Origin of the sequence: Leifsonia poae, assembly GCF_050632195.1 — a bacterium.
Classification (GTDB): domain Bacteria; phylum Actinomycetota; class Actinomycetes; order Actinomycetales; family Microbacteriaceae; genus Leifsonia; species Leifsonia poae_C.
The window spans coordinates 333,826-356,091 of sequence record NZ_CP192580.1; the positions used below are offsets into that span (position 1 = coordinate 333,826).

Below are 22,266 nucleotides of genomic sequence, written 5' to 3' on the forward strand. Positions count from 1 at the left end.
GGGTGGTGAAGCATGCGCCAACCGCACTTTTCGCACGACTCGAGTCAGGCGACGGCGGCGGCGGACCACTCCTCAACGACGTGTCCGCGGCCGGCAGCGCGGAACGCCAGGATGGCCGCGCCGATCCGTCCGGCATCGCCGCCGAGCTCGCTGCGCACCACCTGCGGGCTCGGGCGCCACGCGAGACCCGCAGACATCCGGGCGCGCAGGGGCGTGAAGAGCGCATCCCCCGACCGTGAGAAGCCTCCGCCGAGCACGATCACCGTGGGGTCGAGCAGCAGGGTCAGGATGTTCAACCCCTGCGCGAGCACATCGACCGCTTCTTCCCACACGCGGTCTGCGATCGGGTCCGCGCCGAGGCGACCGACTATCTCGCGTGAGCTCGACTCGGTGCCTCCGGCTGCGGCGTATCGTCGGGCCAATCCGGCTCCGGACACGTACACCTCGAGGCAGCCGCGCTGGCCGCAGGTGCACAGTTCGCCGTCCATGATCACCGGGATGTGCCCGAACTCGCCGGCAGCGCCCGTCGCGCCCGTGATCGTCTCGCCCGCCGTGACCAGCGCGGCAGCCACGCCGGTTCCGATCGGGACGAGCACGAAGTCCTCGGTTCCGCGGGCTGCGCCGATGAGCCGCTCCGCGAGTCCGGCGGCGCGCACGTCGTGCCCGAGGGCGACCGGAACGTCGAGCGCCTCGCGCAGAGCGTCGAGCAGTGGGACGTCGCGCCAGTCGAGATTGGAGGCGTAGAGCACGATGCCGCGCTCCTCATCCACCATGCCCGGGGTGGCGACGCCGGCGCCGACGACGGTGATCCCGAGGTCCGAGGTCAGGGCGCGCAGGTCGTGGAAGAGCGCGATCAGTGCGGCGACCACGTCGGCGGGCGGCGTCGGACGGGTGAGCTCGGCGACGGTCTCACCGTTCTCGGTGACCACCGCACCCTTCATCGCGGTGCCGCCGAGGTCCACGGCGAGAACGGCGGCGCTCACGCCGCGACCCCGCTCGGGCGGCCCAGCTGGTCGAGGAGGTCACGGATGACAGCTGCCGAGGTGACCATCCGGATGCCCGAATCGTAAGCGGTCGGTGCGCCGCCCGCCACGCTCGAAGCGCTCGGCGCGGCGACTCCCGCTCGCAGATGTACCTCGGTCACGCCCGTGAGCCCGACGAGCTCGGCCACGTTGGCGGGTCGCACCCCACCGCCGGCGAGGATGCTCAGACGTCCGCGCGCATGCGCCACCAGAGAGGCGAGTGTCGCGGCGCCTTCGAGCGCGGTCGCAGCTCCGGCCGAGGTCAGGACGCGCGCGATGCCCAGCTCGATCAGCTGGTCGAGAGCGGCGAACAGGTCGGGCACCTGGTCGAAGGCTTTGTGGAAGGTGACGGGCGCATCCCCGCACGCGTCGAGCATCCGTCGGGTCGCCGCAGCGTCGATCGTGCCGTCGGGCAGCAGGGCCCCGATCACGAAGGCGAGCGTCACGCCCGCGGGGTTCGGAAGAGCGCGCATCGCGACGATGTCAGCGACCATCGCATCCACTTCGGCGGGACTGAACACGAAGTCGCCCGGCCGCTGGCGGATCAGCACGTTCACGCCGATGCGGGTCGCTGCTCGAAGCGCAACGGCGACCGTGCCGATGCTCGGGGTGATGCCGCCGTCGGCGAGGGATGCGCAGAGCTCGACGCGGTCGGCGCCGGCTTGTTCCGCGATCGCTATTCCGTCGAGGTCGTCGAGGCAGACCTCGACCGCGGTCACGCGGCGGCCCCGAGCGCGGTGGCGAGGTCGCCGCCGACCCGGATCTCGCCGACGGGAACGCCGCCGCCGAGGATCGCGACACTGGTCAGCGCGGTCGCGCCCGAGATGTCGACGCCCAAGGTTTCGAGCACCCGCAGGGCGAGAACGGTCGTGGCACGCGGGCTGCCGTCGATGACCTTCATGGACACAGCGGTTCCATCGGCCGCCGCCACACCGATGACTCCCTCGGCGCCGCCCTTCGCGAGTGCTCCCGGTACGGTCTCCATCAGTGTCGAGTTCTGGTGGCCGGAGCCTCCGACGTAGAAGGGATGCTCGCGCATCGCCGCCGCGACCTGGCCTGCCGGCGTCTCGGGGCCGGCCTGCACGAGGGCGCGGAACGCCTGCGCGATGCCGCGCACCGTTGTTCCGAAGAGGGTGCGCCGCAGCCATCGATGGCGTCGTGCGAGACCGGGACGCCGGTCACCTCGGCCATCGTGGCGCGCACGTGCTGCTGCAGCGGGTGGTCCGTGTCGAGGTAGTCGTGGGTCGACCAGCCGTTGACCGAGCAGGCGAGCAGCATGGCTGCGTGCTTGCCGGAGCAGTTCATCCGGATGCGCGTCCGCGGTTCGCCCGCGCGCACCAGGCGCTCGAAGGTCTCCTCATCCTCTGGACGGTCGACCGGGCAGCCGAGCGCGCTCTCGTCCAGACCGGCGCGCTCCAGGATGGCGCGCACGATCCGCACGTGCTCGTCCTCGCCGGTGTGGCTGCCGGCCGCGATGGCCAGTTCCGGACCGGAGAGGGGCGCACCCGCGGTGAGGCAGGCGAGTGCCTGCAGGGGCTTCACGGTCGAGCGCGGCAAGACCACGGCATCCGGAGCCCCGAGTTCGAGCAGGGGAGCGCCCGACGGGTCGACCGCGACGAGCGACCCGAAGTGACGGCTCTCGACCATGCCCGAGCGTGTGACGGCGGCCAGCTCGGCGAGCGAGGGTCCGCCGTCCGGCAGAGCGACGGTGGGAACGGATGCAGTGGGAACGGATGCGGTGGGCGACTCAGACATTCGCGGCTTTCGTGTGATCGATGGCCGGGAGTCCCGGCAGGGGAGGCTGCTTGGCGGGGCGTCGACGCGAGCCGCGTTGCAGACGCGACGCCAGGAAAGAGAGGCTGCCGTTGACGACGAGGTAGATCGCGGTCACGGCGATGTATGTCGGGATGAGCAGGTGCAGATACGAGGCGAGCACCTGTCCGCGGTAGAGCAGCTCGGTGAAGGCCACGATGTAGCCGAGCGAGGTGTCCTTCAGCAGGCTGACGAGCTGGGTCACGAGCGACGGCGCCACGTTGCGGAGGGCCTGCGGGAGCACCACGAAGCGCATGGCCTGGGTGGAACGCATCCCGAGGCTCAGGGCGGCTTCGCGCTGACCGCGCGGAAGGCTGGCGACGCCGGCGCGCACGATCTCGGCGAAGACCGCAGAGTTGGCGATGGTCAGCGGAACGACGAGCTTCCAGAGCGTCGGCAGGTTGATGCCGATCTGGGGCAGGCCGAAAAGCATCAGGTAGATCAGGAGCAGCACGGGAACGGTGCGGGCGATCTCGATGTAGATCGAGCTGAGCCAGCGCAGCCAGCGCTGGTGGCTCATCCGGCCGAGGGCGAGGAGCAGGCCGAGCGCTCCGCCGAGAACGGCGACGATCGCGGCGGCGAGCAGGGTGCCGAGGAGCCCGACGAGCAGGTAGCTCCAGATCGCCCACTCGGTGAACGGCGCCCAGCGCTCGGGCGCGAGCTGACCGTGCGACGCGAACTGCCACAGGCCGAGCCCGATGACGATGACGAACACCGCACAGCTGATCACGGATCCGAGCAGGATGTGCCGCTTGCCCCGGGGTCCCGGCTGGTCGTAGATGAACGAGGCGCCGTACTGCCGCTTCGGCTTGCGGGCGCGTGCCGGGGCGGGACGGTCGGGGATGAGCTGGGCGGTCATCGGACGATCGCCACCTTTCGTTCGACCCATCCGGCGGCGAGGCCGATGGCCAGAGCGATGGCCATGTAGATCAAGCCCGCGCCGGAGAAGATGAGGATGGGCTGCGCCGCCACGAGGTTGACCTTGTTGACCTCGGCGGTGAGCTCGACGACTCCGACGGCTGCGGCGAGGGCCGTGTTCATCGCGAGGGCGATCATCACGTTGCCGATCGGCTGCACGACCGCGCGCAGCGCCTGCGGCACGACGACGAAGCGCAGCGACTGCGAGAGGGTGAGGCCGAGGGCTCGGGATGCTTCGACCTGGCCGACAGAGACGGTATTGACGCCGCTTCGCACGGCCTCGGCCACATACGCGGCTTCGTAGACCGTGAGCACGATGATCGCCGTGGGCGTCAGGGGCAACAGGATGCCCGCATCCGGGAGCGCGAACACAGCGAGCAGCAGCAGCGCGAGGAGCGGGACGTTGATGAAGAACTGAACGTAGAGGAACGCCGCGCCGCGCAAGATCGGGATGGGGCTGACCCGTGCGACCGTGACGAGCACGCCGAGCACGATCGAGCCGACGCCCGCAATGACGGCCATCATCAGGGTCGTGCCGAGCGCCTGGGCGATGGGCCCGAGGTTGTCGATCAGAGGGTTCATTCGTCACTCACAAGCGAAGGCGGAAGAGGGAGGGGTGGTGGAGCTGAGGTCGGATGCGCGCGGAGGATGTGTGCACTCCGCGCGCATCCCGACCCGTCAGGAACCGGGGACCGAGCCGATCTCCGGGGGCGTGGGAATGGCGGAGTCGGTCACGGTGCCGAGCGTGGTCTTCCACGCCTTGCCCCACTGGCCGCCCTTCTGGATGGTCTTCAGCCAGTTGTTCACGAACGACTTGAAGTCCGAGTCGGCGTGCTTGAGGCCGATTCCGTACGGCTCCTTGGTGAAGGGCTCGCCGACGACCTTGATCTGCTTCTCGCTGGCCGCGTCGCTTGCGAGCAGGGTGTAGTCCTGCACGTATGCGTCGCCGCGGCCCTGAATGAGCGCCTGCACGGCGGCCGGGTCGGTCGCGAACGCGGTGACCTTGGCGGTCGGGGCGACCTTCGGCACCTCGGTGACGGCGGGCGTGTTGGCGCCGACGATCACGTTCTTGCCGTCGAGGTCCTTGACGCTCTTGATCTTCGTGTTGTCGCTCTTGACGGCGACGGCGAGACCGGACTCGAAGTACGGGCCGGCGAAGTCGACCTGCGTCGCGCGCTCGGGCGTGATCGTGTAGGTGTTGAACACGACGTCGACGGTGCCGTTCTGCAGCATGGCCTCACGCGTCTCGGATGCGGGCGGCACGATCTCCACGTTCGGCTTGCCCAGGATGTAGATGGCGAGCAGCTTCGCGAGGTCGGCGTCGAATCCGGTGACCTGGTCGGGGTTGGTCGGGTCCTGCTGCGAGAGCAGCGGGGCGTCGAGCGCCTCGGCGACGACGAGCTTGCCGCGCTTCTTGATGGCCTCCATGGTGGAGCCGGGCAGGATGAGGTCTGCCTTCGCGACGGGCGCTCCGGTGAAGACCGAGTCGGCGCCCGCGCTGGCGCTCGAGCTCGAGTCGCTGCCGGGGAGGCTGGTGGTGCCGGAGCAGGCGGAGACGGCGAGCGTCACGGCGGCAAGCAGGATGCCGACGACTGTCGCCTTGCGGGTGGTACGGGTCATGTACTGCGTCCTTCCTCAGGGGGATGTGTGGTGCAGGGTGGTGCAGGTGGTGCCTTCCGCGCCCTCAGCGCTGGTGCTCAGCGCTCAGTGCGACAGGACGGAAGCCAAGAACGAGCGCGCACGCTCGGAGCTCGGGTTGTCGAAGAAGTCCGCCGGGGCGGCCTCCTCCACGATCTGACCGCGGTCCATGAAGACGACACGGTCGGCGGCGCGACGCGCGAAGCCCATCTCATGGGTGACGACGATCATCGTCATGCCCTCCTTGGCCAGTGCGGTCATGACCTCGAGCACCTCGCCGACCATCTCGGGGTCGAGGGCGCTTGTCGGCTCGTCGAACAGCATGACCTTGGGATGCATGGCGAGCGCCCGCGCGATGGCCGCGCGCTGCTGCTGTCCGCCCGAAAGCTGCGCGGGGTAGCTCTGCGCCTTGTCGGCGATTCCGACGCGGTCGAGCAATTCCAGCGCCTCCTTCTCAGCGGCCGCCTTCTTGAGGCCCCGCACCTTGATGGGCGCGAGCGTCACGTTCTCGAGGATCGTGCGGTGGGCGAAGAGGTTGAACGACTGGAAGACCATGCCGACGTCTGCCCGGAGGCGCGCAAGGGAGGCGCCTTCGACAGGAAGAAGCTCCCCGTCGACGCGGATCTCACCGTCGTCGATGGTCTCGAGGCGGTTGATCGAGCGGCACAACGTCGACTTGCCCGACCCCGACGGCCCGACCACGACGACGACCTCCTTCTCGCGCACCTGCAGCTCGATGTCTTTGAGCACGTGCAGATCGCCGAAGTGCTTGTTGACCGCGTGCAGGCTCACCATGGGGCGTGCATCCGTTGAAGTCATCGGGTTCCTCGTGTCGTCGTCGTCGGGGTTTCGCAAAGCGTACTAAGTGAACCCAGTATTACGCAATATTGGAGTCACTTAATCCAAATTTGCATAAAGCCGATACAGTATTCTCAACCCAAACGTCTTCAGAGTGGAGTGCCCGGCGCGATGAACAGCACCACGGATGCCCTGCTGAGCCACGGCTCATCGGCCGGCGCCATTCTCGACCTGATCCGGTCGGGTCACTCCCGCTCCCGCGCCGAGATCGCCCGCTCCACGGGCCTCTCGCCCACGACCGTCGCCCAGCGCATCGACGCACTCATCGACGCCGGATACCTACGAGAGGCGGGGAGGGCGTCTCACAGGGCGGTCGCCGCCCGCGCACGCTCGAGGTGGATCCGACGACAGGCGTCGTCTGCGCCGTCGACCTCGGCTCCCACCACGCGACCTTCGGTCTCGTCGATCTCTCGGGGCGGCTGATCGCCGTGCGCAACGAGAACATGGACATCGGGGACGGGCCGCAGCGCATCCTGACCTGGATCACCGCCGTGGCCGACGAGCTGGTCACCGAGCACGCCGAGGAGGGTCAGCGGCTGCGCGGCTTCGGTCTGGGCCTGCCCGGTCCCGTCGACTCGGCGGGCCTCATGGTCTCGCCGTCACGGATGCCCGGCTGGAACGGCGTCGACGTCGCCGCCATGATGACGCGGATCAGCGGACTCCCCGCCGCCATCGACAACGACGCCAACCTCATGGCACTCGGCGAGTACGACGCGCTCGGCGATGCCGTTCAGCACGTCGTATTCGTCAAGGCCGGGTCGAGCATCGGGTGCGGTGTGATCGCATCCGGCGAGCTGTATCACGGACACCACGGGATGGCGGGCGACATCAGCCATGTCACGGTTCCCGGGGCGCCGCCCGTGCTCTGCTCCTGCGGGCGCACCGGATGCTTGGACGCCGTCGCCGGGGGCGCCGCGATCGTGCAGGCCCTCCGCGACGCGGGAGTGGCGGTTGCCGACACGGGTGACGTGCTCGCTCTGGCTCGGGATGCGCATCCGTTGGCCACGCAGATGCTGCGCGAAGCGGGCACGAGGGTCGGCGGCGTGCTGGCCACGATCATGAACTTCTTCAACCCGCAGCGGCTCGTGCTCGGCGGCATCCTCGGCGAGGCGGAGGCGTTCGTCGCCGGTGTGCGGTCACGGATCTACTTCGAGTGCCTGCCGATGATCACGGACACTCTCGACATCTCCGTCAGCGTCGCAAAGGATCGCGCGGGCATCCTGGGCGCCGCGCGGGTGGTGCTCGACGAACTGTTCGATGCTCGGCAGATCAACCGCGTGGTGCGCTGACTCGAGCCGCCTGACTTCGAGCTTGAGCCTGACGGATCAGAGCTCGACGGAGCGATTCTCGCCGACATCCGGCGGACGACGGGTGACCACGGCACGAGCCAGCTTGAAGGCTGTCACGATGCCCGGCTCCATCGTCGCCCAGTACTCGGCGCTGTCCGCGCGCACGAGGATCAGGGCGACATTCGGGTCGTCCTTGCCTGCGGGGAACCACGGCTCGACCGTCGCCGACCAGAGCTCCTCCACTTTCTCGCGGTCGTGGACGATCTCTGCGGTGCCGGCGATCGAGAGGTAGCCCTTTCCCGTGTCGTACGAGACGTTCACTTTGGGGTTGCCGCGGATGTCGGAGATCTTCGGGCTCGGGTCCTGCGTGAAGAACCACAGGTCGCCGTCGAATTCGGCCTCCTGGGTCGCGAGCGGACGGGAGTGCAGGTCGCCGCCCTCGGTCTGGGTCGTGAGCAGGGCCACCTTGGACGCTTTGATCAGGTCGGCGATGGTCTTGAGCTCGTCGTCGTTCGCGGTTTCGGGTTGATCGGTCATGAGCGCCACGGTACGCGCGGCCCCCGTGAGCGCAATCGGTTCGGCCGACCCGATACGAGGTGGCACGCAGCCATTTCATTCGGAGCGCGGCGCGGCTAGGTTGAGGCCATGAGAACCGTACGCATCGCAGCGCTCGTGTTGGCTATCTCAGCGGCGGCCACGCTCTCCGGATGTTCGTCCGGCACATCTGCCGACAGCCCCGGCCCGACGGCAACGTCCTTCCCTTCTCCGTCGGCAGGTGCCTCGGCGGGCGACTTCGCCGGCGCGTGGGGCGAGGATGCGGCGGGCAAGCCCTCGCTGACCATCGCGGACGACGGCGCCTTCAACGGCACCGACGGCTGCAATTCGTTCGCGGGTACGGGCACGCTGAAGGGTGACAAGTTCGATTTCGGCACCTTCGCATCCACTCTCATGGCGTGCGAGGGAGTCGACACCTGGCTCATCCACGTGAGCACCGCGACGGTCGCCGACGACGAGCTCACCATCTTCAATGCGGCGGGCACAGAAATCGGCAAGCTCGACAAGCGCTGATCATGACCGACCTCGCTTCACAGATTCTCACAGGCGCCGGCATCGGCCAGGGCGTCGCCATCGGACCCGTGCTCAGGATGGCCGACCCGCTGCCCGAGCCCGCCGACGTTCCCAGCACGCGAACGCCTGACGACGAGCGCGAGCGAGTGAAGGTGGCCGTCGCTGCGGCTGCCGAAGACCTCCGCGGCCGCGCCGCCAAGGTGTCCGGAGCCGCTGCAGACGTGCTCGACGCGCAGTCGATGATGGCGGAGGACACGTCCATGCTCGACGACGTGTTCGAGCGGATCGCCGGGGGAAGACCGCTGAGCGGGCCGTCTTCGAAGGCTTCGCGGTGTTCCGCGACATGCTGGCGGGTCTCGGCGGCTACATGGGCGAGCGAGCGGCCGATCTCGACGACGTCGCCCAGCGGGTCATCGCGGCCCTGAGCGGACGGGCGGCGCCCGGTGTGCCCGAGTCCGAGCATCCGTTCGTGCTCGTCGCCCACGACCTCGCGCCGGCCGACACCGCGCTGCTCGACCTCGACAAGGTGCTCGGCCTCGTCACCCGCGAAGGCGGACCGACCTCGCACACCGCGATTCTTGCCCGCGAGAAGGCGATCGTTGCGATCGTCGGAGTCTCCGGGGCCGACACGATCCCCGAGGGCGCGCAGGTGGTGGTGGATGCCGCTTCCGGGCAGGTCATCGTGGAGCCCGACGAGGCGACCAAAGCGGAAGCGCGTCGGCGCATCGACGAGCGCGCGTCCGCCCTTGCCGGCCACACGGAACCGGGAGCGCTCGCCGATGGCACGCCCATCCCGCTGCTCGCCAACCTCGGCTCGACGGCCGGATCGCAGGCGGCACTGGATGCTGGCGCCGAGGGTGTCGGGCTCTTCCGCACCGAGTTCCTCTTCCTCGACCAGCGGGTAGCCCCGACCGTCGAGGAGCAGCGGGAGCAGTACACGAAGCTGCTCTCCGAGTTCCCGGGCAAGAAGGTGGTCGTGCGCGCGCTCGACGCCGGCGCCGACAAGCCGCTCGAATTCCTCACCGACGAGCCCGAAGACAATCCCGCGCTGGGCCTTCGTGGTCTGCGGTCACTTCGAGCCCACGAGAACCTGTTGCGCGACCAGCTCACCGCGCTCGCGCAGGCCGACGCCGCAACGGACGCGGAGCTCTGGGTCATGGCGCCGATGGTGTCGACCGTCGAGGAGACGCGGTACTTCGTCGGGCTGGCCACCGAGCTCGGGCTCAAGTTCGTGGGCGTCATGATCGAGGTCCCGTCGGCGGCCCTGCTCGCCGACCGCGTGCTCGAGGTCGCCGCGTTCGCCTCGATCGGAACCAACGACCTCACGCAGTACACGCTCGCGGCGGACCGTCTGCTCGGCTCGGTCGCATCCCTGCAGAGCCCGTGGCATCCGGCGGTCCTGCGACTCATCGGTGAGACCGGTGCGGCCGGAGCGGCGCTGAGCAAGCCCGTCGGAATCTGCGGCGAGGCCGCCGCCGACCCGCTGCTCGCGGTGGTGCTCGTCGGCCTCGGGTCGACGACCCTCTCGATGTCACCGGCGGCCATCGCCGACGTTCGACTGTCGCTCAAGCGGTACACGCTCGACCAGGCGAAACAGCTCGCCGCGATCGCCCTCGCCGCCGAAGGGGCGGCCGAAGCCCGGGATGCGGTGCAAGCCGCAGCGCAGAGGATGTGACCTCATGAGGGCGGTCCACTTCGGCGCCGGAACGTTCGGCCGCGGTTTCGTCGGGCCGCTTCTCCACGAAGCCGGCTACGAGGTGGTCTTCGCCGACATCGACAGCGAGCTGGTCGCCGCGTTGGCGGCAGCCGGTTCGTACCGGGTCCGCGAAGTGGGGGAGGGCTCGCACCAGCGGGTGGTCGAGATCTCGCGCGCCATCAACAGCGTGACCGAGCCGGATGCTCTTATCGCCGAGATCGCGACGGCGGATGTGGTCACGACGGCGGTGGGGCCGCGCATCCTGAAATTCGTGGCACCGCTGATTGCGGCTGGTCTCTCGGCGCGCCCGTCGGACGCCGCACCGCTCGCGGTGATGGCCTGCGAGCGAGCAGTCGGTGCAACGGATCTACTCGCAGCGGAGGTGCTCGCTGCCCTCCCCGAGAAGAGTCGGGAGGCGCTCGTCGAACGAGCGGTGTTCGCGAACACCGCGGTCGATCGCATCATCCCGACGCAGGATCCGGACGAGGGCGTCGACGTCACGGTGGAGGCGTTCTGCGAGTGGGTGATCGAGCGCGGGCCGTTCGCGGGGGCGGTGCCGAGCATCCCGGGAGCCCATTTCGTCGATGACCTCGGGCCGTACATCGAGCGCAAGCTGTTCACAGTGAACACGGGTCACGCGACGATCGCGTACGCAGGGTTTCTCCTGGGAGCCCACACCGTGAGTGAGGCGTTGGCGTTCCCCGAGGTGCGGTCGCGGGCGCAGGCCGTGCTCGCGGAGACATCGGAGGCACTGGTCGCGAAGCACGGGTTCGACCCGGACGAGCTCGCGCGGTACCGGGCGACGATTCTGGAGCGCTTCGCGAATCCCTCTCTCGTCGACGTCGTCACCTATGTGGGACGCGAGCCGCTCCGCAAGCTGAGCCGTAACGACCGCTTCATCGGCCCGGCGGCGGACTACACGACGGTGACAGGAGGAACGCCCGCCGCGCTGCTCAGAGCGATCGGCGACGCCCTCCGGTTCGACTACCCGGCGGACAGCCAGAGCGTCGAACTGCAGGACCTGCTCCGCAACGCCGCCGCGGAAGACATCGTGGCCGAGATCACCGCGATCACCCCCGCGGAGCCCCTGTACCGCCCCCTCGTCGAGACCGTGCGCGCCGCGCAGCGCCGCTGACGCGCGCGTCGCCGCTTCTGCCGCGCTCGCTGTCCTCACGGCCTCGCCCGCTCGCTCGCCCGCCCAGTTGCGCCAAATCGACCTTCCCGCGGTCCCGGAGGGTCGATTTGCCGCAACTCGCGGGGTGAGTCGCGGCGCGGGTCAGGGGGCGGCGGTGTTCGGGAGGAGCGGGGCCGCGGGGTCGAGGCACCAGTCGAGCACCGATGGCCAGGTGCCGTAGCCGGCGGTGCGTTCGAGGTGGCCGCCGCCGGGGATGATCGTCACCGGGATGCCGTACGGCTCGCCGAACACGGCCGCCGCCCCGTCGGGGCAGAACGGGTCCGCGTCGGAGGCGGCGATCCGGGTGGGAACGGTGCCCACGGACAGCGGAAGGGAAGCGAAAGCCGCGATCTCCGGAAAGCCCGCGATGACTCCAGGCGCGGGCGGCGCCACGAGCAGCACACGCTCGACCACGTCGTCCCGGTCTGCTGGGCGTGCGCCGAGCCAGAGCAGGCAGGCGAGGCTGTGGCAGAGCACCGTCACGCGAGCTCCTCCGGCCGAAGCCGCATCCAGGGCCTCTCCCAGCGCATCCCGCCACGCCTCGATCGACGGATGCGCCGCATCCGGCAGCTGCGGATACTCGACCCGCTCTCCTCGTTGGCGCAAAGCCAAAGCGAGTTCGTGCTGCCAGTGCCCGGCCGGACGGAAGTTGTCCCACCCGTGCAGGATGAGGAACGAGCGCGGGGCGGGAGGGTCGGGTTCGTCGGTCACCGCGCCAGCCTAGCCAGCCGCCGACAGCTGCCCGCACGCCCCGGCCGCGAGACGAAACCGGTCAGTAGCGTCCTTTGCGCAGCGCGCGCCCGGCGACTTCGTCGGTGCGTTCCGAGTCGGCCACCACCGGCCGCCCTGCGACGAACACCCAGGGTATCCCTGCGGCCTGCCGCCGCGGCTCGGCATACGTCGCGGTGTCGGCCACGGTCGCCGGGTCGAAGAGCACCAGGTCGGCCATCGCTCCCGGCCCGATGCGTCCCCGATCGGTGAGTCCCAGCCGGGCCGCGGGCCGCGCGGAGAGGTGCACGATGGCGTCCTCGAGCGTGAGCACGCCCTGCTCGCGCACGTAGTGCCCCAGGTAACGCGGAAACGTTCCCCAGGCGCGCGGGTGCGGCTTCGCCCCCACGAGGATCCCGTCGCTGCCGCCGGTGTGCCGGGGATGCCGCATCATCGTTCGAAGGTTGTCCTCGTCGCCGACATGCTGCAGGATGCCCGTCCCGAGACGGTCGGCGATCAGCAGATCCAAATACGCGTCGGCCGGAGTCGCGCCGGAGAGCTGAGCGAGCGAAGCGATCGTGTGTCCGACCGCTGCGTCGAGGGCCCGGTCTCGCACGCCCGCGATCTCGACCGTCCCCCAGTCCACGGGCACCCCGTGGCAACCATCGCTTCCGACCACCTCGAGCTCATGGGCGATCCGGATGCGCGCGGCCGGGTCGCGCAGGCGGGCGAGGGTCGCATCCGTGCCCCCGGCCGCAGCCCAGCTCGGCAGCAGGGCCGAGAGCGTCGTCGCGCCGGCCAAGTACGGGTAGGTGTCCAGGGTGATGTCGACGCCGGCGTCGAGTCCGCGGTCGATGAGCGCGACGAGTTCGGATGCGCGGCCGCGGTTGACGTCGAAGTTCATAGTCGCGTGGGTGAGGTGCAGGGCGCATCGTGAGCGGTCGGCGATGTCGATCATCTCGGCGTACGCGTCGAGCGCTCCCGCACCGTACGAGCGCTGGTGCGGTGCGTAGAAGCCGCCGTGGGAGGCGACGACCTCGCAGAGTGCCAGCAGTTCGGCGGTGTCGGCGAACATCCCCGGCACGTAGGTCAAGCCAGAAGAGAGGCCGAACGCGCCGTCGCGCATCCCCGCTGCGACGAGCTCCCGCATCGCGGCGAATTCGGCGGTAGTGGCCCGCCGGTTCTCGCTTCCGACGACGGCCATGCGCACCGAACCCTGCGGCACCAGATACGCGACATTGGTGGCGGACCCTCGCTCATCGACTGCCGCGAGGTAGTCGGCGACGCTTCGCCACGAGAAGTCGAGGGAATCGGGGATGCCGTTCCAGCCCGCGATCTGCTCGCGGAGCTGTTCGATGGTCGAGTCGGTGCTCGGAACGTAGGAGAGGCCGTCCTGCCCGACGACCTCCGTCGTCACGCCCTGAGAGACTTTCGCGAGCAGATCGCGGTCGGTGAGCACGGCGAGATCGGAGTGCGCGTGCATGTCGATGAAACCGGGTGCGACGGCGAGTCCGTCGGCGTTCAGGATGCGCGCGCCCGCCGGTGCCTCGAGATGCCGGCCGACCGCGCCGATCCGCTCACCGGCGACGAGGACGTCACCCCGGTAGCCGGGCTCGCCCGAGCCGTCGAGGATGAGCGCACCGCGGATCAGCGTCGCCTCGGCACCCGCCCCGCTCACCATGCGCGGATCAGTCACCGACCCGCGCCGCGGCGACGAAGTCGCGTGCCCGTTCCGTGATCCCGGTCCAGTCGCCCGCTTCGATTGCCGTCGCGCTCACCACGCTCGACCCGGCCGTCACCGCGAGGGCGCCCGCGCGCATCCACTCGCCGGCATTGCCCGCGTGCAGCCCGCCCGACGGAACGAACAACACGTCGGGGAGCGGCCCGCGCAGGTCACTGAGGTAGCCCGGCCCGACGAGTGAGGCGGGGAAGATCTTGACGGCCGCCGACCCCCACTCCACCGCCCGCATCACTTCGGTCGGGCTGAGCGCACCGAGCAGGAACGGGATGCCCGCCCCGCGCGCGACCGCGGCCACACCCTCGTGCAGGCCCGGGGTGACGAGAAAGCGGGCTCCGGCGGCGATGGCGCTCTCGGCTTGGGCCACGCTGGTCACGGTGCCGACACCGATGATCGCGCCCGATGCATCCTGATTGCCCGGCGCATCCTGAGCCGCAACCGCTGCCTTCACGATCTCTTCCACCCCCGGCGTGGTGAAAGTGAACTCAACCGCGCGGATCCCGCCCGCGACCAGCGCCGCGCACAGCGCACCGGGATCGTCGACCCGCGGGGCTCGCACCACGGCGAGCGCATGGTCGGTTGCGAGGACGTCGATGATCACTGGTTCTCCTTGGCCCGGCGGTCAGCCGAACGTCGTCTCGAGCAGGCCGATGACGCGCGGCTCTTCCGCCTCGACATCGTCGACCACGGCGAGGGCTCGCCATTTGTCGAAGGTGGTGCAGGGATGCGAGAGCCCGAACCGAACGACATCGCCCACCTGCAGGGTCGAATCGGCGGGCAGGCTCACGAAAGTGTGCTGGTCGTTCATAGCCGCCACGGTTGCGCCGGTCAGAGGGATTCGCTCGGTCGACCCGAACGGACGCACCTCCTGCGGCACCGGCATCCCCTCGTCGTACGGGAAGTCGCGCTTGCCCGCATCCACGAGCGCCAGCCCGGGCTCGGGACGCGACACGACCGTCGCCCAGCCGTGGATGGCGGAGTGGAACTCTCCACCCTCGACGCGGTTGAGAGGCGTGATCCCGTCGTAGAACCCGTCGTCGTGTGTGATGTACGCGCCGGAGCGGAGCAGCACGTCGACGACACGTCCTCGCGAACCCGTCAGATCGCGCCGCGGAGCGAGCACGTCGGCGACCACGTCGAAGTAGGCGCTCCCGCCTGCCGTCAGGATGACCGGCGCACCTTCGGGGTAGAGACCGCGGGTCTCGATAGCGTCGTGCAAGGCGACGAGCCGCTGCAGAAAACTGTGAACCACCCCGAGGGCGGTGTCGTCGCCCGAGTGGGCTAGCGCTCCCTCGTAGCCGGCGACCCCGGCGAGGGTCAGCACCGGTGAGGCGAACACAGCCTGTGCGATGGCGAGCGCCTGCTCCAGCGTTCGAGCCCCGGTTCTGCCGCCGGTGCCGCCGAGCTCGATCAGCACGCCGAGCGGAACCGTCGGCTCGGCGCTCGAGAGCACGTCGTGCATGATCTCGACGGCGCGAACAGAGTCGGCCCAGACCAGAACCGTCGACTCGCCGTCAGCAGTGTGCGCGGCCACGTAGCGCAGCGCATCCGGCTGCACCAGGGCGTTGGCGAGCATGACGTTCGGGATGCCCCACTCGAGCGCCACCGACAGCTGCCAGGGCGTCGCGACCGTGATGCCCCACGCGCCCGCGGCGAGCTGACGCTCCCAGAGGTCGCGGTTCATCGTCGTCTTGCCGTGCGGCGCGAGCCCGACGCCGGCCCGCTCGCACCAGGCGGCCATCGTCGCGAGGTTGTTCTGCAGCGCGGCCTCGCTGACCGTGACCAGCGGCGTCGGAAAGGTGCTGAGGGCCGGACGGTGCACGGCGAGAGCATCAATGTCGGCCGCGGTTGCGGAGAGCGGCATCGCCTTGAAGGACTGCACTCTCTCTCCCTCCGTTGCGCCTGATGCAACGTGCGTTGCAGATATCGTTGATCCCGTTCTACCATCCAGGAGGATGTCGGCAAAACGCCTGAGCGCGGGTCGGTGAAGACAGAAGCGCGGGTCGCAGGAGAAGGAGCGCAGTGGCTGTGCAGGGCGAGCCGGTCGTGGTCACGACCATCGGTGAGGCGATGGTCGTGCTGTACCCGGAGAGCCAGCGTCCCCTCGCCGAAGCGCAGACGTTCGGCTCCGATGTCGGGGGCGCGGAGTTCAACGTCGCGAGCTCCCTGGCCCGGATGGGCGTGCCCACTGCCTGGATCTCCCGGCTCGGCGACGACGGCTTCGGCGACCGCATCCGTCATATCGCCGCAGAGACCGGCATCGATACCTCGGCGGTCGAGACCGACGACGAGCGCCCGACGGGGATCTACGTCAAAGAAACGGTGACGGCCGCCCACGGTCCGGGCACCAGGATGCACTACTACCGTCGCGAGTCGGCCGCCTCGGCCATCTCCCCAGCCCTCTTCGCGGCGGAACCGGCGGCGGCAGCGCTCACCGCATCCCGGATCGTGCACACCTCCGGCATCACCGCGGCCCTCTCGACCAGTGCGGCCGACGCAGTAGGCGACCTCCGCTCGACGGTCGGCGAGAACACCGTCGTGAGCGTCGATCTCAACTATCGGGAGCTGCTCTGGCGGGGGCGGTCGACGGATGCGCTCGACGCGCTGGTCGGCCAGGCCGACATCCTGTTCGCGGGACTCGACGAGGTGCAGACGCACTTCGGACACGCTGACGCCGAGCGGCTCTTCGCCGCCCACCCCCGGCTCGGGCAGCTGGTGCTCAAGGACGACGTGCGCCGCGCATCCGTCGTGCATCGAGACGGTTCGACGACTCGGGTCCCCTGCCTCACGGTCGAGGTGGTCGAGCCCGTCGGTGCCGGGGATGCGTTCGCCGCCGGATTCCTCGCCGGCCTGGCCGAGAGCCGCGACGAAGCGGCCTGCCTGCGCCTCGGTCACGCGGTCGCCGCGCTCGCCCTGATCAGCGTCGGCGACCGTCCGGTCACGGTTCCGGATGCCGCCGACCGCGACCGCATCGCCTCGGCGCCGGCCGACGAGTGGGCGGGCTGGCGCGTGCATCCGGGAGACATCCCCTGGCGGACCGGATGAGCCAGTCCCTCTCCCGGGCCCTCGACCTGCTCGACCTCGTCTCGCGAGGGGTCGATTCTCTCGACGCGCTCGCCACGGCGACCGGCGTGCACAAGACGACGGTCATGCGGCTGCTGCAGACGCTGGAGAGTCACGGGTTCGTCAGCCGTGACGCCGCATACCGGTATCACGTCGGCTCGGCTGTGTTCGTACTCGCTCAGACCGCCCTGGACACTCGGGATGTGCGGCGGGTGGCCGCTCCGATCATCCGGGCCCTCGGCGCTTCGACCGGCCAGACCGTGCACCTGGCCACGTACGACGACGGAGTCGTGACGTACATCGACAAGGTCGAGTCACGCCAGCCGCTGCGCATGTACTCCCGCATCGGACTCCCCGCCGCCCTGCACGCCACGGCCGTCGGAAAGGTGCTGCTCGGCGGGCTCGACGACGACGAACTGCGGCGCGTCGCATCCGGAGCCGTGCTGGAGCGCTTCACATCACGCACGATCGGCACCAGGGACGAACTCATCGCCGAGGCGCACCGCGCCGCCGAGCGCGGATGGGCCGAGGACCACGAAGAGCACGAGACATTCATGAACTGCGTCGGCGCCCCGGTCTTCGGCGCCGACGGTCGGGTGGCCGCCGCCGTCTCGGTCTCGGTGCCCAACGTCGTGCTGTCGCACGAAGGGGTGCTCGCGCTGCTTCCCGCACTGCACGAGGCCACGACGAAGATCTCCGCGGAGCTCGGCTACACCGACCGAGCCCCGTTCATCCAGCCTCCGGTGAAGAAGACCCCGAATGACCGACGAAAGGAACTCCATGGCTGACCGCACTGCCATCACCACCACCGAAGCGCCCGCCCCCGCGCACACGTTCTCGCAGGGCGTGCGCCGTGGGCCGTTCGTGCAGGTCTCGGGTCAGGGCCCCGTCGACCCGGCGACCAGCGAATACCTGCACCCGGGGGATGTGGCGGCCCAGACCATCCGGACACTGCAGAATGTCGAGGCCATCCTGACCGCGGGTGGAGCGACCTTCGACGACGTCATGATGCTGCGCGTCTACCTCACCAAGCGCGAGGACTTCCCGATCATGAACGAGGCCTACGGCGAGTTCGTCTCGGCGCGCGTCACCACCGGCGTGCTCCCCGCCCGCACCACCGTCTTCACCGGGCTCCCGCGCGAGGAGATGCTCGTCGAGATCGACGCGCTCGCCGTCACCGCCTAGCCGGCGTCAGCCCGCAACTCGGCGGTCGGGCAGGATGGAGGGGTGACGGATGCGGACCAGACGACGGATGCGGACCACCCGATACTGAGGACCCGGGGCGTCGGCTTCGTGCGCAACGGCCGCACGATCCTCGACGAGATCGACTTCGAGGTACGCGCGGGCGAGCACTGGGCGCTGATCGGCGCCAACGGAGTTGGCAAGAGCACCATCCTCAGCATGCTGGGCGCGGTCGTCCACCCCAGCCGCGGAACCGTGGACGTGCTGGGCAAACGTCTTGGCCGGGTCGATCTGCGCGAGCTGCGCGGCCTGATCGGGCACGTGAACCCGCGCCACCAGGTGCGCTCGCCGCTGAGCGTGCGCGACATCGTGCTCACCGGAGTCACGGGCACCACCGAGCGCATGCTGCGCTGGGAGCCGACGCCCGAGCAGTCCGAGCGTGCCGAGCGCCTCATCGACCTGCTCGGGATGCGCGAACTCGCCGACGCCACCTGGCCGAACCTCTCGCAGGGTGAGCGCGGTCGCGCACTCATCGCCCGCGCGCTGCAGCCGGATCCTCACCTGCTCCTGCTCGACGAGCCCAGCACCGGCCTCGACATCGCCGCGCGCGAGCATTTGCTCGACCGCATCGACGGGCTGCGGATGGAGCACCCCGATCTCGCGAGCGTTCTCGTGACGCACCACCTCGAAGAGCTGCCGGCGAGCACCACGCATGCGCTGCTCATCCGTGACGGACGCATCGTCGCTCAGGGTCTCGCCGACGACGTGCTGACGAGCGAACTCATCAGTGCGACGCTCGACTATCCGCTCACACTCACCCGCACCGACGGACGCTGGGCGGTGCGCACCGCCCGCTGAACGCATCCCGCCGCCCGCATATGCCGGTCGGCGCGATCGGCCGTGCTTGGGTGCCAGCAGGGAATACCGAACCTTCCCGCGGCGCCGGGCCGTAGCGGTGGTACGTTTCGCATGTGACCCGTATCGTGGCAGTGGCACCGGTGGTGCCGGCTCGGAGCTACAGCCAGGCCGAGATCACGTCGGCGCTCCTGGCGATGATCACGAGCGATCCCGGCCGTCAAGCCGTGATGCGCCGCATCCATGCATCGAGCGGCGTGGAGACGCGAAACCTGGTCATGCCGCTGGAGCGATACAGCTCGATGACCTCGTTCCAGGAATCGAACGACTACTTCATCGCCGAGGGCACCACGCTCGCGGAGCGCGCCATGACCAGTGCGCTGGCCGCAGCCGGGCTCGAAGCGGCCGACGTCGACTTTCTTCTCTTCACCTCGGTCACCGGGATCGCAGCCCCGTCCATCGACGCTCAACTGGTTTCCCGGCTCGGCCTGCGGTCCGACGTGAAACGGCTCCCGAGCTTCGGGCTGGGATGCGTCGCCGGCGCCGCGGGAATCGCCCGCGTTCACGACTACCTCGTCGGGCATCCGAACGAGGTCGCCGTGCTCCTCTCGGTCGAGCTGTGCTCGCTCACCGTGCAGGCCAGCGACGACTCGATGGCGAACATCGTCGCGAGTGGGCTCTTCGGCGACGGCGCAGCGGCAGTCATCATGGTCGGCGACCAGCGGGCCAAGCAGCTCGGGCTGCCCGGCCCCGAGGTCGTCGACACCCGCAGTCGCATCTATCCCGATACCGCGGATGTGATCGGTTGGGACATCGGCGGCACGGGCTTCCGCATCGTGCTCAGTGCCGGCGTTCCCGAGGTGATCGACCGCAACTTCGCGGGGGATGCCGCGGGCCTCCTGGCTGCGCACGGACTGACGATCGACGATGTCGGGGCCTGGGCCGCGCATCCCGGAGGCCCGAAAGTGCTCGAGGCGTTCGCGCGCGCGCTCGAACTCCCGGACGGTGCACTCGACGCGAGCTGGCGCTCCCTCGCCCGCGTCGGCAACCTCTCGTCCGCGGCGGTGCTGCACGTGCTCGCCGAACTGATGGCTGCGCATCCTGAGCCCGGAACGAACGGCCTGCTGTTCGCGCTCGGTCCGGGAGTCACCGCGGAACTCGTGCTCCTGCGCTGGGCAGACGGAGCCGCTGCGGAGGCGACGACCGAGATCGGTGCCGCCGCGTGATCCTCTACACGGTGCTGGTGCTCGCTACGGGCGTCGAGCGCATCGCCGAACTGGTCGTCTCGTCGCGCAACGCGCGCTGGTCTTTCGCTCGTGGCGGCGTCGAGTTCGGTCGCGGCCATTTTCCGCCGATGGTCGCCCTGCACGCCGGTCTACTCCTCGCCTGCCTCGCCGAGGTGTGGTTCGGTGATCGGCCGTTCATCCCGTGGCTCGGCTGGCCGATGTTCGCGCTCGTGCTCGCTAGCCAGGCGCTGCGCTGGTGGTGCATCGCCGTGCTCGGGCCGCGCTGGAACACCCGGGTCATCATCGTGAAGGATCTGCCGCTCGTGGCGGGCGGCCCGTACCGTTGGCTGAAGCACCCCAACTACGTCGCCGTGGTGGTCGAGGGATTCGCGCTCCCGCTCGTGCACACCGCCTGGATCACCGCGCTGGTCTTCACCGTGTTGAACGCGATCCTGCTGCTCGCGGTTCGCATCCCGGTCGAGAACCGCGCACTCGCTACGGTCGTGCCGGCCCGCTCATGAGCGGGACCGATGCCGACCTGATCGTGGTCGGCGGCGGCCCGGTGGGCCTCGTTACGGCGATCGAGGCGCGCACGGCCGGTCTCGATGTGCTCGTCGTCGAGCCGCGCGAAGGGCCGATCGACAAGGCATGCGGCGAAGGACTGATGCCGGGCGCGCTCGCCGCGCTGCACCGGCTCGGGGTCGAGCCCGCCGGACACACTCTGGGCGGGATCGCCTATCTGGATGCGGACCGGGCGGTCGAGCACCGATTCGGCGTGCGTCAGGGTCGGGGCGTGCGACGCACCGTGCTGCACGCCGCGCTGGCCGAGCGGGCGACGGATGTGGGCGTTCGGTTCGAGCAGGGGAGGGTCGTGGCCGTCGAGACCGGGCCGGAGGATGCGGCCGTTCGCCTCGCCGGACCGACCGGCTCCGAGTCCGCCGAATCGGCCGGGCTCGCCGCGCGATGGATCGTCGCCGCCGACGGGCTGCACTCCCCGGTGCGCCGCATGCTCGGCCTGGAGCGCGGACCGCAGCGTGAGGCGCAGCGCCGCTACGGCATCCGTCGCCACTATCGGCTCGCCCCCTGGACCGACTTGGTCGAGGTGCACTGGGCGGGGGAGGTCGAGGCATACGTCACACCCGTGGACCCCGACACGGTCGGGGTGGCACTCCTCGGGCCGCGGCACCTGGATCTGGATGCGGCGCTGGCGAGCATCCCGAGACTTGCCGAGCATCTCGGCTCCGCCGAACCGTCCAGTTCGTCGCGTGGCGCCGGTCCACTGCTTCAGCGCACGACCGCACGCACGAGCGGACGGGTGCTCCTGGCGGGCGATGCCTCCGGGTATGTCGATGCGCTCACCGGCGAGGGCCTACGGGTCGGGTTCGCCCAGGCGCGCTCCGCGATCGCCGCGATCGTCGCCGGGGACCCGCGGCGGTACGAGCGCGAATGGCGTGCGGAGACCCGCGATTTCCGGATGCTCACCTCGGCACTCGTCGCCGCTGCGCGTTCACCGCTGCGTCACCGCATCGTGCCCGCGGCGGCCCGGTCTCCCCGCCTCTTCGGCTCGATCGTCGAGCGCCTCGCACGCTGAATCCCGTCCCCGCGCCGGCTGCGGACGAGGCTGGCTTCCACGCGTTTGCACCTTGTAGGATGACGGGCACAGTCAAATGTAATATTTTGCGAGGCGTGGAATGGGCGGTCGAACAACGCCCGACCCGGACGGGCTGGGCGACGTCGCCGCTTGGCGGGTCAGCATCACGTTCTACCTCGTCGAAGGCCTGCGCGACCGGGCGAGGGCGGCATATCGCTCCACCTCGATCGAAGAGCAGGACAGGAGTTGGTCGGAGATGCTCGCCAAGGCCCTGCTGGCCGAGGTGCAGCGACGCGAGAATGAGTACAACGCGGGGGAGCCCTTCGCGGGAGGCGACGAGCCGCTCAGTCCCGGCAGACCGCTCGGCTCGTGACAGTCGGTTTACGGCCACAGAACGCGAACGCCGCGTGAACCCAGGGCTCGCGCGG

Annotated in this window: 23 protein-coding genes and 2 pseudogenes; 13 read left to right on the forward strand and 12 right to left on the reverse strand. The window is 69.7% G+C overall.

Features of this window, described 5'->3' with window-relative positions:
* Positions 1-44: 44 nt before the first annotated feature.
* From ACQ86A_RS01865 to ACQ86A_RS01895, 7 genes and pseudogenes are all read right to left on the reverse strand, one after another.
* Positions 45-983 carry an ROK family protein gene (locus tag ACQ86A_RS01865; RefSeq protein ID WP_431278942.1) on the reverse strand — a complete coding sequence of 313 codons (939 nt, stop codon included), beginning with the start codon at positions 981-983 and terminating at the stop codon, positions 45-47.
* Entirely contained in the window at positions 980-1,741 is a 762-nt protein-coding gene (locus tag ACQ86A_RS01870) for a copper homeostasis protein CutC (RefSeq protein WP_431278943.1), read from the reverse strand. Before ACQ86A_RS01870 ends, ACQ86A_RS01865 begins: the two co-directional genes overlap by 4 nt.
* A pseudogene (locus ACQ86A_RS01875) lies at positions 1,738-2,777 on the reverse strand (asparaginase). Before ACQ86A_RS01875 ends, ACQ86A_RS01870 begins: the two are co-directional and overlap by 4 nt.
* Positions 2,770-3,693 (reverse strand): amino acid ABC transporter permease, encoded by a 924-nt coding sequence (locus tag ACQ86A_RS01880; RefSeq protein ID WP_431278944.1) that lies wholly within the window; start codon positions 3,691-3,693, stop codon positions 2,770-2,772. Before ACQ86A_RS01880 ends, ACQ86A_RS01875 begins: the two are co-directional and overlap by 8 nt.
* A complete protein-coding gene (locus ACQ86A_RS01885; RefSeq protein WP_431278945.1) occupies positions 3,690-4,334 on the reverse strand; it encodes an amino acid ABC transporter permease in 645 nt (214 codons plus the stop codon). The genes ACQ86A_RS01880 and ACQ86A_RS01885 overlap by 4 nt, the downstream gene beginning before the upstream one ends.
* Positions 4,335-4,430: 96 nt before the next feature.
* On the reverse strand, positions 4,431-5,372 hold the full coding sequence (locus tag ACQ86A_RS01890) for a glutamate ABC transporter substrate-binding protein (RefSeq protein ID WP_431278946.1): 942 nt from the start codon (positions 5,370-5,372) through the stop codon (positions 4,431-4,433).
* An 84-nt stretch (positions 5,373-5,456) separates the two neighbouring features.
* A complete protein-coding gene (locus ACQ86A_RS01895; RefSeq protein ID WP_431278947.1) occupies positions 5,457-6,209 on the reverse strand; it encodes an amino acid ABC transporter ATP-binding protein in 753 nt (250 codons plus the stop codon).
* A gap of 150 nt (positions 6,210-6,359) precedes the next feature.
* On the opposite strand from ACQ86A_RS01895, the gene ACQ86A_RS01900 reads away from it, so the two are divergent.
* A complete protein-coding gene (locus tag ACQ86A_RS01900; RefSeq protein WP_431278948.1) occupies positions 6,360-6,671 on the forward strand; it encodes a winged helix-turn-helix transcriptional regulator in 312 nt (103 codons plus the stop codon).
* Positions 6,584-7,537 carry an ROK family protein gene (locus ACQ86A_RS01905; protein ID WP_431278949.1) on the forward strand — a complete coding sequence of 318 codons (954 nt, stop codon included), beginning with the start codon at positions 6,584-6,586 and terminating at the stop codon, positions 7,535-7,537. Before ACQ86A_RS01900 ends, ACQ86A_RS01905 begins: the two co-directional genes overlap by 88 nt.
* Before the next feature lie 36 nt (positions 7,538-7,573).
* On the opposite strand, the gene ACQ86A_RS01910 is transcribed toward ACQ86A_RS01905, so the two are convergent.
* Positions 7,574-8,074 (reverse strand): pyridoxamine 5'-phosphate oxidase family protein, encoded by a 501-nt coding sequence (locus ACQ86A_RS01910; RefSeq protein WP_431278950.1) that lies wholly within the window; start codon positions 8,072-8,074, stop codon positions 7,574-7,576.
* Between the two features lie 108 nt (positions 8,075-8,182).
* Here ACQ86A_RS01910 and ACQ86A_RS01915 point away from each other — a divergent pair, with 108 nt between their 5' ends.
* The 3 genes and pseudogenes from ACQ86A_RS01915 to ACQ86A_RS01925 all read left to right on the forward strand — a co-directional run bounded on the left by ACQ86A_RS01915 (position 8,183) and on the right by ACQ86A_RS01925 (position 11,436).
* Positions 8,183-8,605 (forward strand): META domain-containing protein, encoded by a 423-nt coding sequence (locus tag ACQ86A_RS01915; RefSeq protein ID WP_431278951.1) that lies wholly within the window; start codon positions 8,183-8,185, stop codon positions 8,603-8,605.
* A 77-nt stretch (positions 8,606-8,682) separates the two neighbouring features.
* Positions 8,683-10,280: pseudogene (gene ptsP / locus ACQ86A_RS01920) on the forward strand (phosphoenolpyruvate--protein phosphotransferase).
* Between the two features lie 4 nt (positions 10,281-10,284).
* Positions 10,285-11,436 (forward strand): mannitol-1-phosphate 5-dehydrogenase, encoded by a 1,152-nt coding sequence (locus ACQ86A_RS01925; protein WP_431278952.1) that lies wholly within the window; start codon positions 10,285-10,287, stop codon positions 11,434-11,436.
* Between the two features lie 141 nt (positions 11,437-11,577).
* On the opposite strand, the gene ACQ86A_RS01930 is transcribed toward ACQ86A_RS01925, so the two are convergent.
* The 4 genes from ACQ86A_RS01930 to ACQ86A_RS01945 form a co-directional block, all read right to left on the reverse strand.
* Complete coding sequence (locus tag ACQ86A_RS01930) at positions 11,578-12,186, reverse strand: RBBP9/YdeN family alpha/beta hydrolase (protein ID WP_431278953.1); 609 nt, start codon at positions 12,184-12,186, stop codon at positions 11,578-11,580.
* 61 nt (positions 12,187-12,247) lie between these two features.
* On the reverse strand, positions 12,248-13,864 hold the full coding sequence (locus ACQ86A_RS01935) for an N-acyl-D-amino-acid deacylase family protein (RefSeq protein ID WP_431280508.1): 1,617 nt from the start codon (positions 13,862-13,864) through the stop codon (positions 12,248-12,250).
* A gap of 7 nt (positions 13,865-13,871) precedes the next feature.
* The gene (locus tag ACQ86A_RS01940; protein ID WP_431278954.1) at positions 13,872-14,522 is read right to left on the reverse strand and encodes a bifunctional 4-hydroxy-2-oxoglutarate aldolase/2-dehydro-3-deoxy-phosphogluconate aldolase; all 651 of its coding nucleotides are present in this window, start codon (positions 14,520-14,522) and stop codon (positions 13,872-13,874) included.
* A gap of 21 nt (positions 14,523-14,543) precedes the next feature.
* Positions 14,544-15,803 carry an amino acid deaminase gene (locus ACQ86A_RS01945; RefSeq protein WP_431278955.1) on the reverse strand — a complete coding sequence of 420 codons (1,260 nt, stop codon included), beginning with the start codon at positions 15,801-15,803 and terminating at the stop codon, positions 14,544-14,546.
* A gap of 140 nt (positions 15,804-15,943) precedes the next feature.
* Between ACQ86A_RS01945 and ACQ86A_RS01950 the strand changes: the two genes are divergently transcribed.
* The 8 genes from ACQ86A_RS01950 (at position 15,944) to ACQ86A_RS01985 (ending at position 22,211) form a co-directional block, all read left to right on the forward strand.
* Positions 15,944-16,966 carry a sugar kinase gene (locus ACQ86A_RS01950; protein ID WP_431278956.1) on the forward strand — a complete coding sequence of 341 codons (1,023 nt, stop codon included), beginning with the start codon at positions 15,944-15,946 and terminating at the stop codon, positions 16,964-16,966.
* A complete protein-coding gene (locus ACQ86A_RS01955) occupies positions 16,963-17,772 on the forward strand; it encodes an IclR family transcriptional regulator (RefSeq protein ID WP_431278957.1) in 810 nt (269 codons plus the stop codon). The genes ACQ86A_RS01950 and ACQ86A_RS01955 overlap by 4 nt, the downstream gene beginning before the upstream one ends.
* A complete protein-coding gene (locus ACQ86A_RS01960) occupies positions 17,765-18,169 on the forward strand; it encodes a RidA family protein (protein ID WP_431278958.1) in 405 nt (134 codons plus the stop codon). Before ACQ86A_RS01955 ends, ACQ86A_RS01960 begins: the two co-directional genes overlap by 8 nt.
* A gap of 42 nt (positions 18,170-18,211) precedes the next feature.
* Positions 18,212-19,024, forward strand: a complete 813-nt coding sequence (locus ACQ86A_RS01965) for an ABC transporter ATP-binding protein (protein ID WP_431278959.1) — start codon at positions 18,212-18,214, stop codon at positions 19,022-19,024.
* A gap of 113 nt (positions 19,025-19,137) precedes the next feature.
* Positions 19,138-20,247, forward strand: coding sequence for a type III polyketide synthase (locus tag ACQ86A_RS01970; RefSeq protein WP_431278960.1), 1,110 nt, complete (start codon positions 19,138-19,140; stop codon positions 20,245-20,247).
* Positions 20,244-20,768 (forward strand): isoprenylcysteine carboxyl methyltransferase family protein, encoded by a 525-nt coding sequence (locus tag ACQ86A_RS01975; RefSeq protein ID WP_431278961.1) that lies wholly within the window; start codon positions 20,244-20,246, stop codon positions 20,766-20,768. Before ACQ86A_RS01970 ends, ACQ86A_RS01975 begins: the two co-directional genes overlap by 4 nt.
* A complete protein-coding gene (locus ACQ86A_RS01980; protein WP_431278962.1) occupies positions 20,765-21,838 on the forward strand; it encodes an NAD(P)/FAD-dependent oxidoreductase in 1,074 nt (357 codons plus the stop codon). Before ACQ86A_RS01975 ends, ACQ86A_RS01980 begins: the two co-directional genes overlap by 4 nt.
* Before the next feature lie 100 nt (positions 21,839-21,938).
* Positions 21,939-22,211: a ParB family protein gene (locus tag ACQ86A_RS01985; RefSeq protein ID WP_431278963.1), complete on the forward strand. Its 273-nt coding sequence runs from the start codon at positions 21,939-21,941 to the stop codon at positions 22,209-22,211.
* The last annotated feature ends 55 nt before the right edge of the window (positions 22,212-22,266 follow it).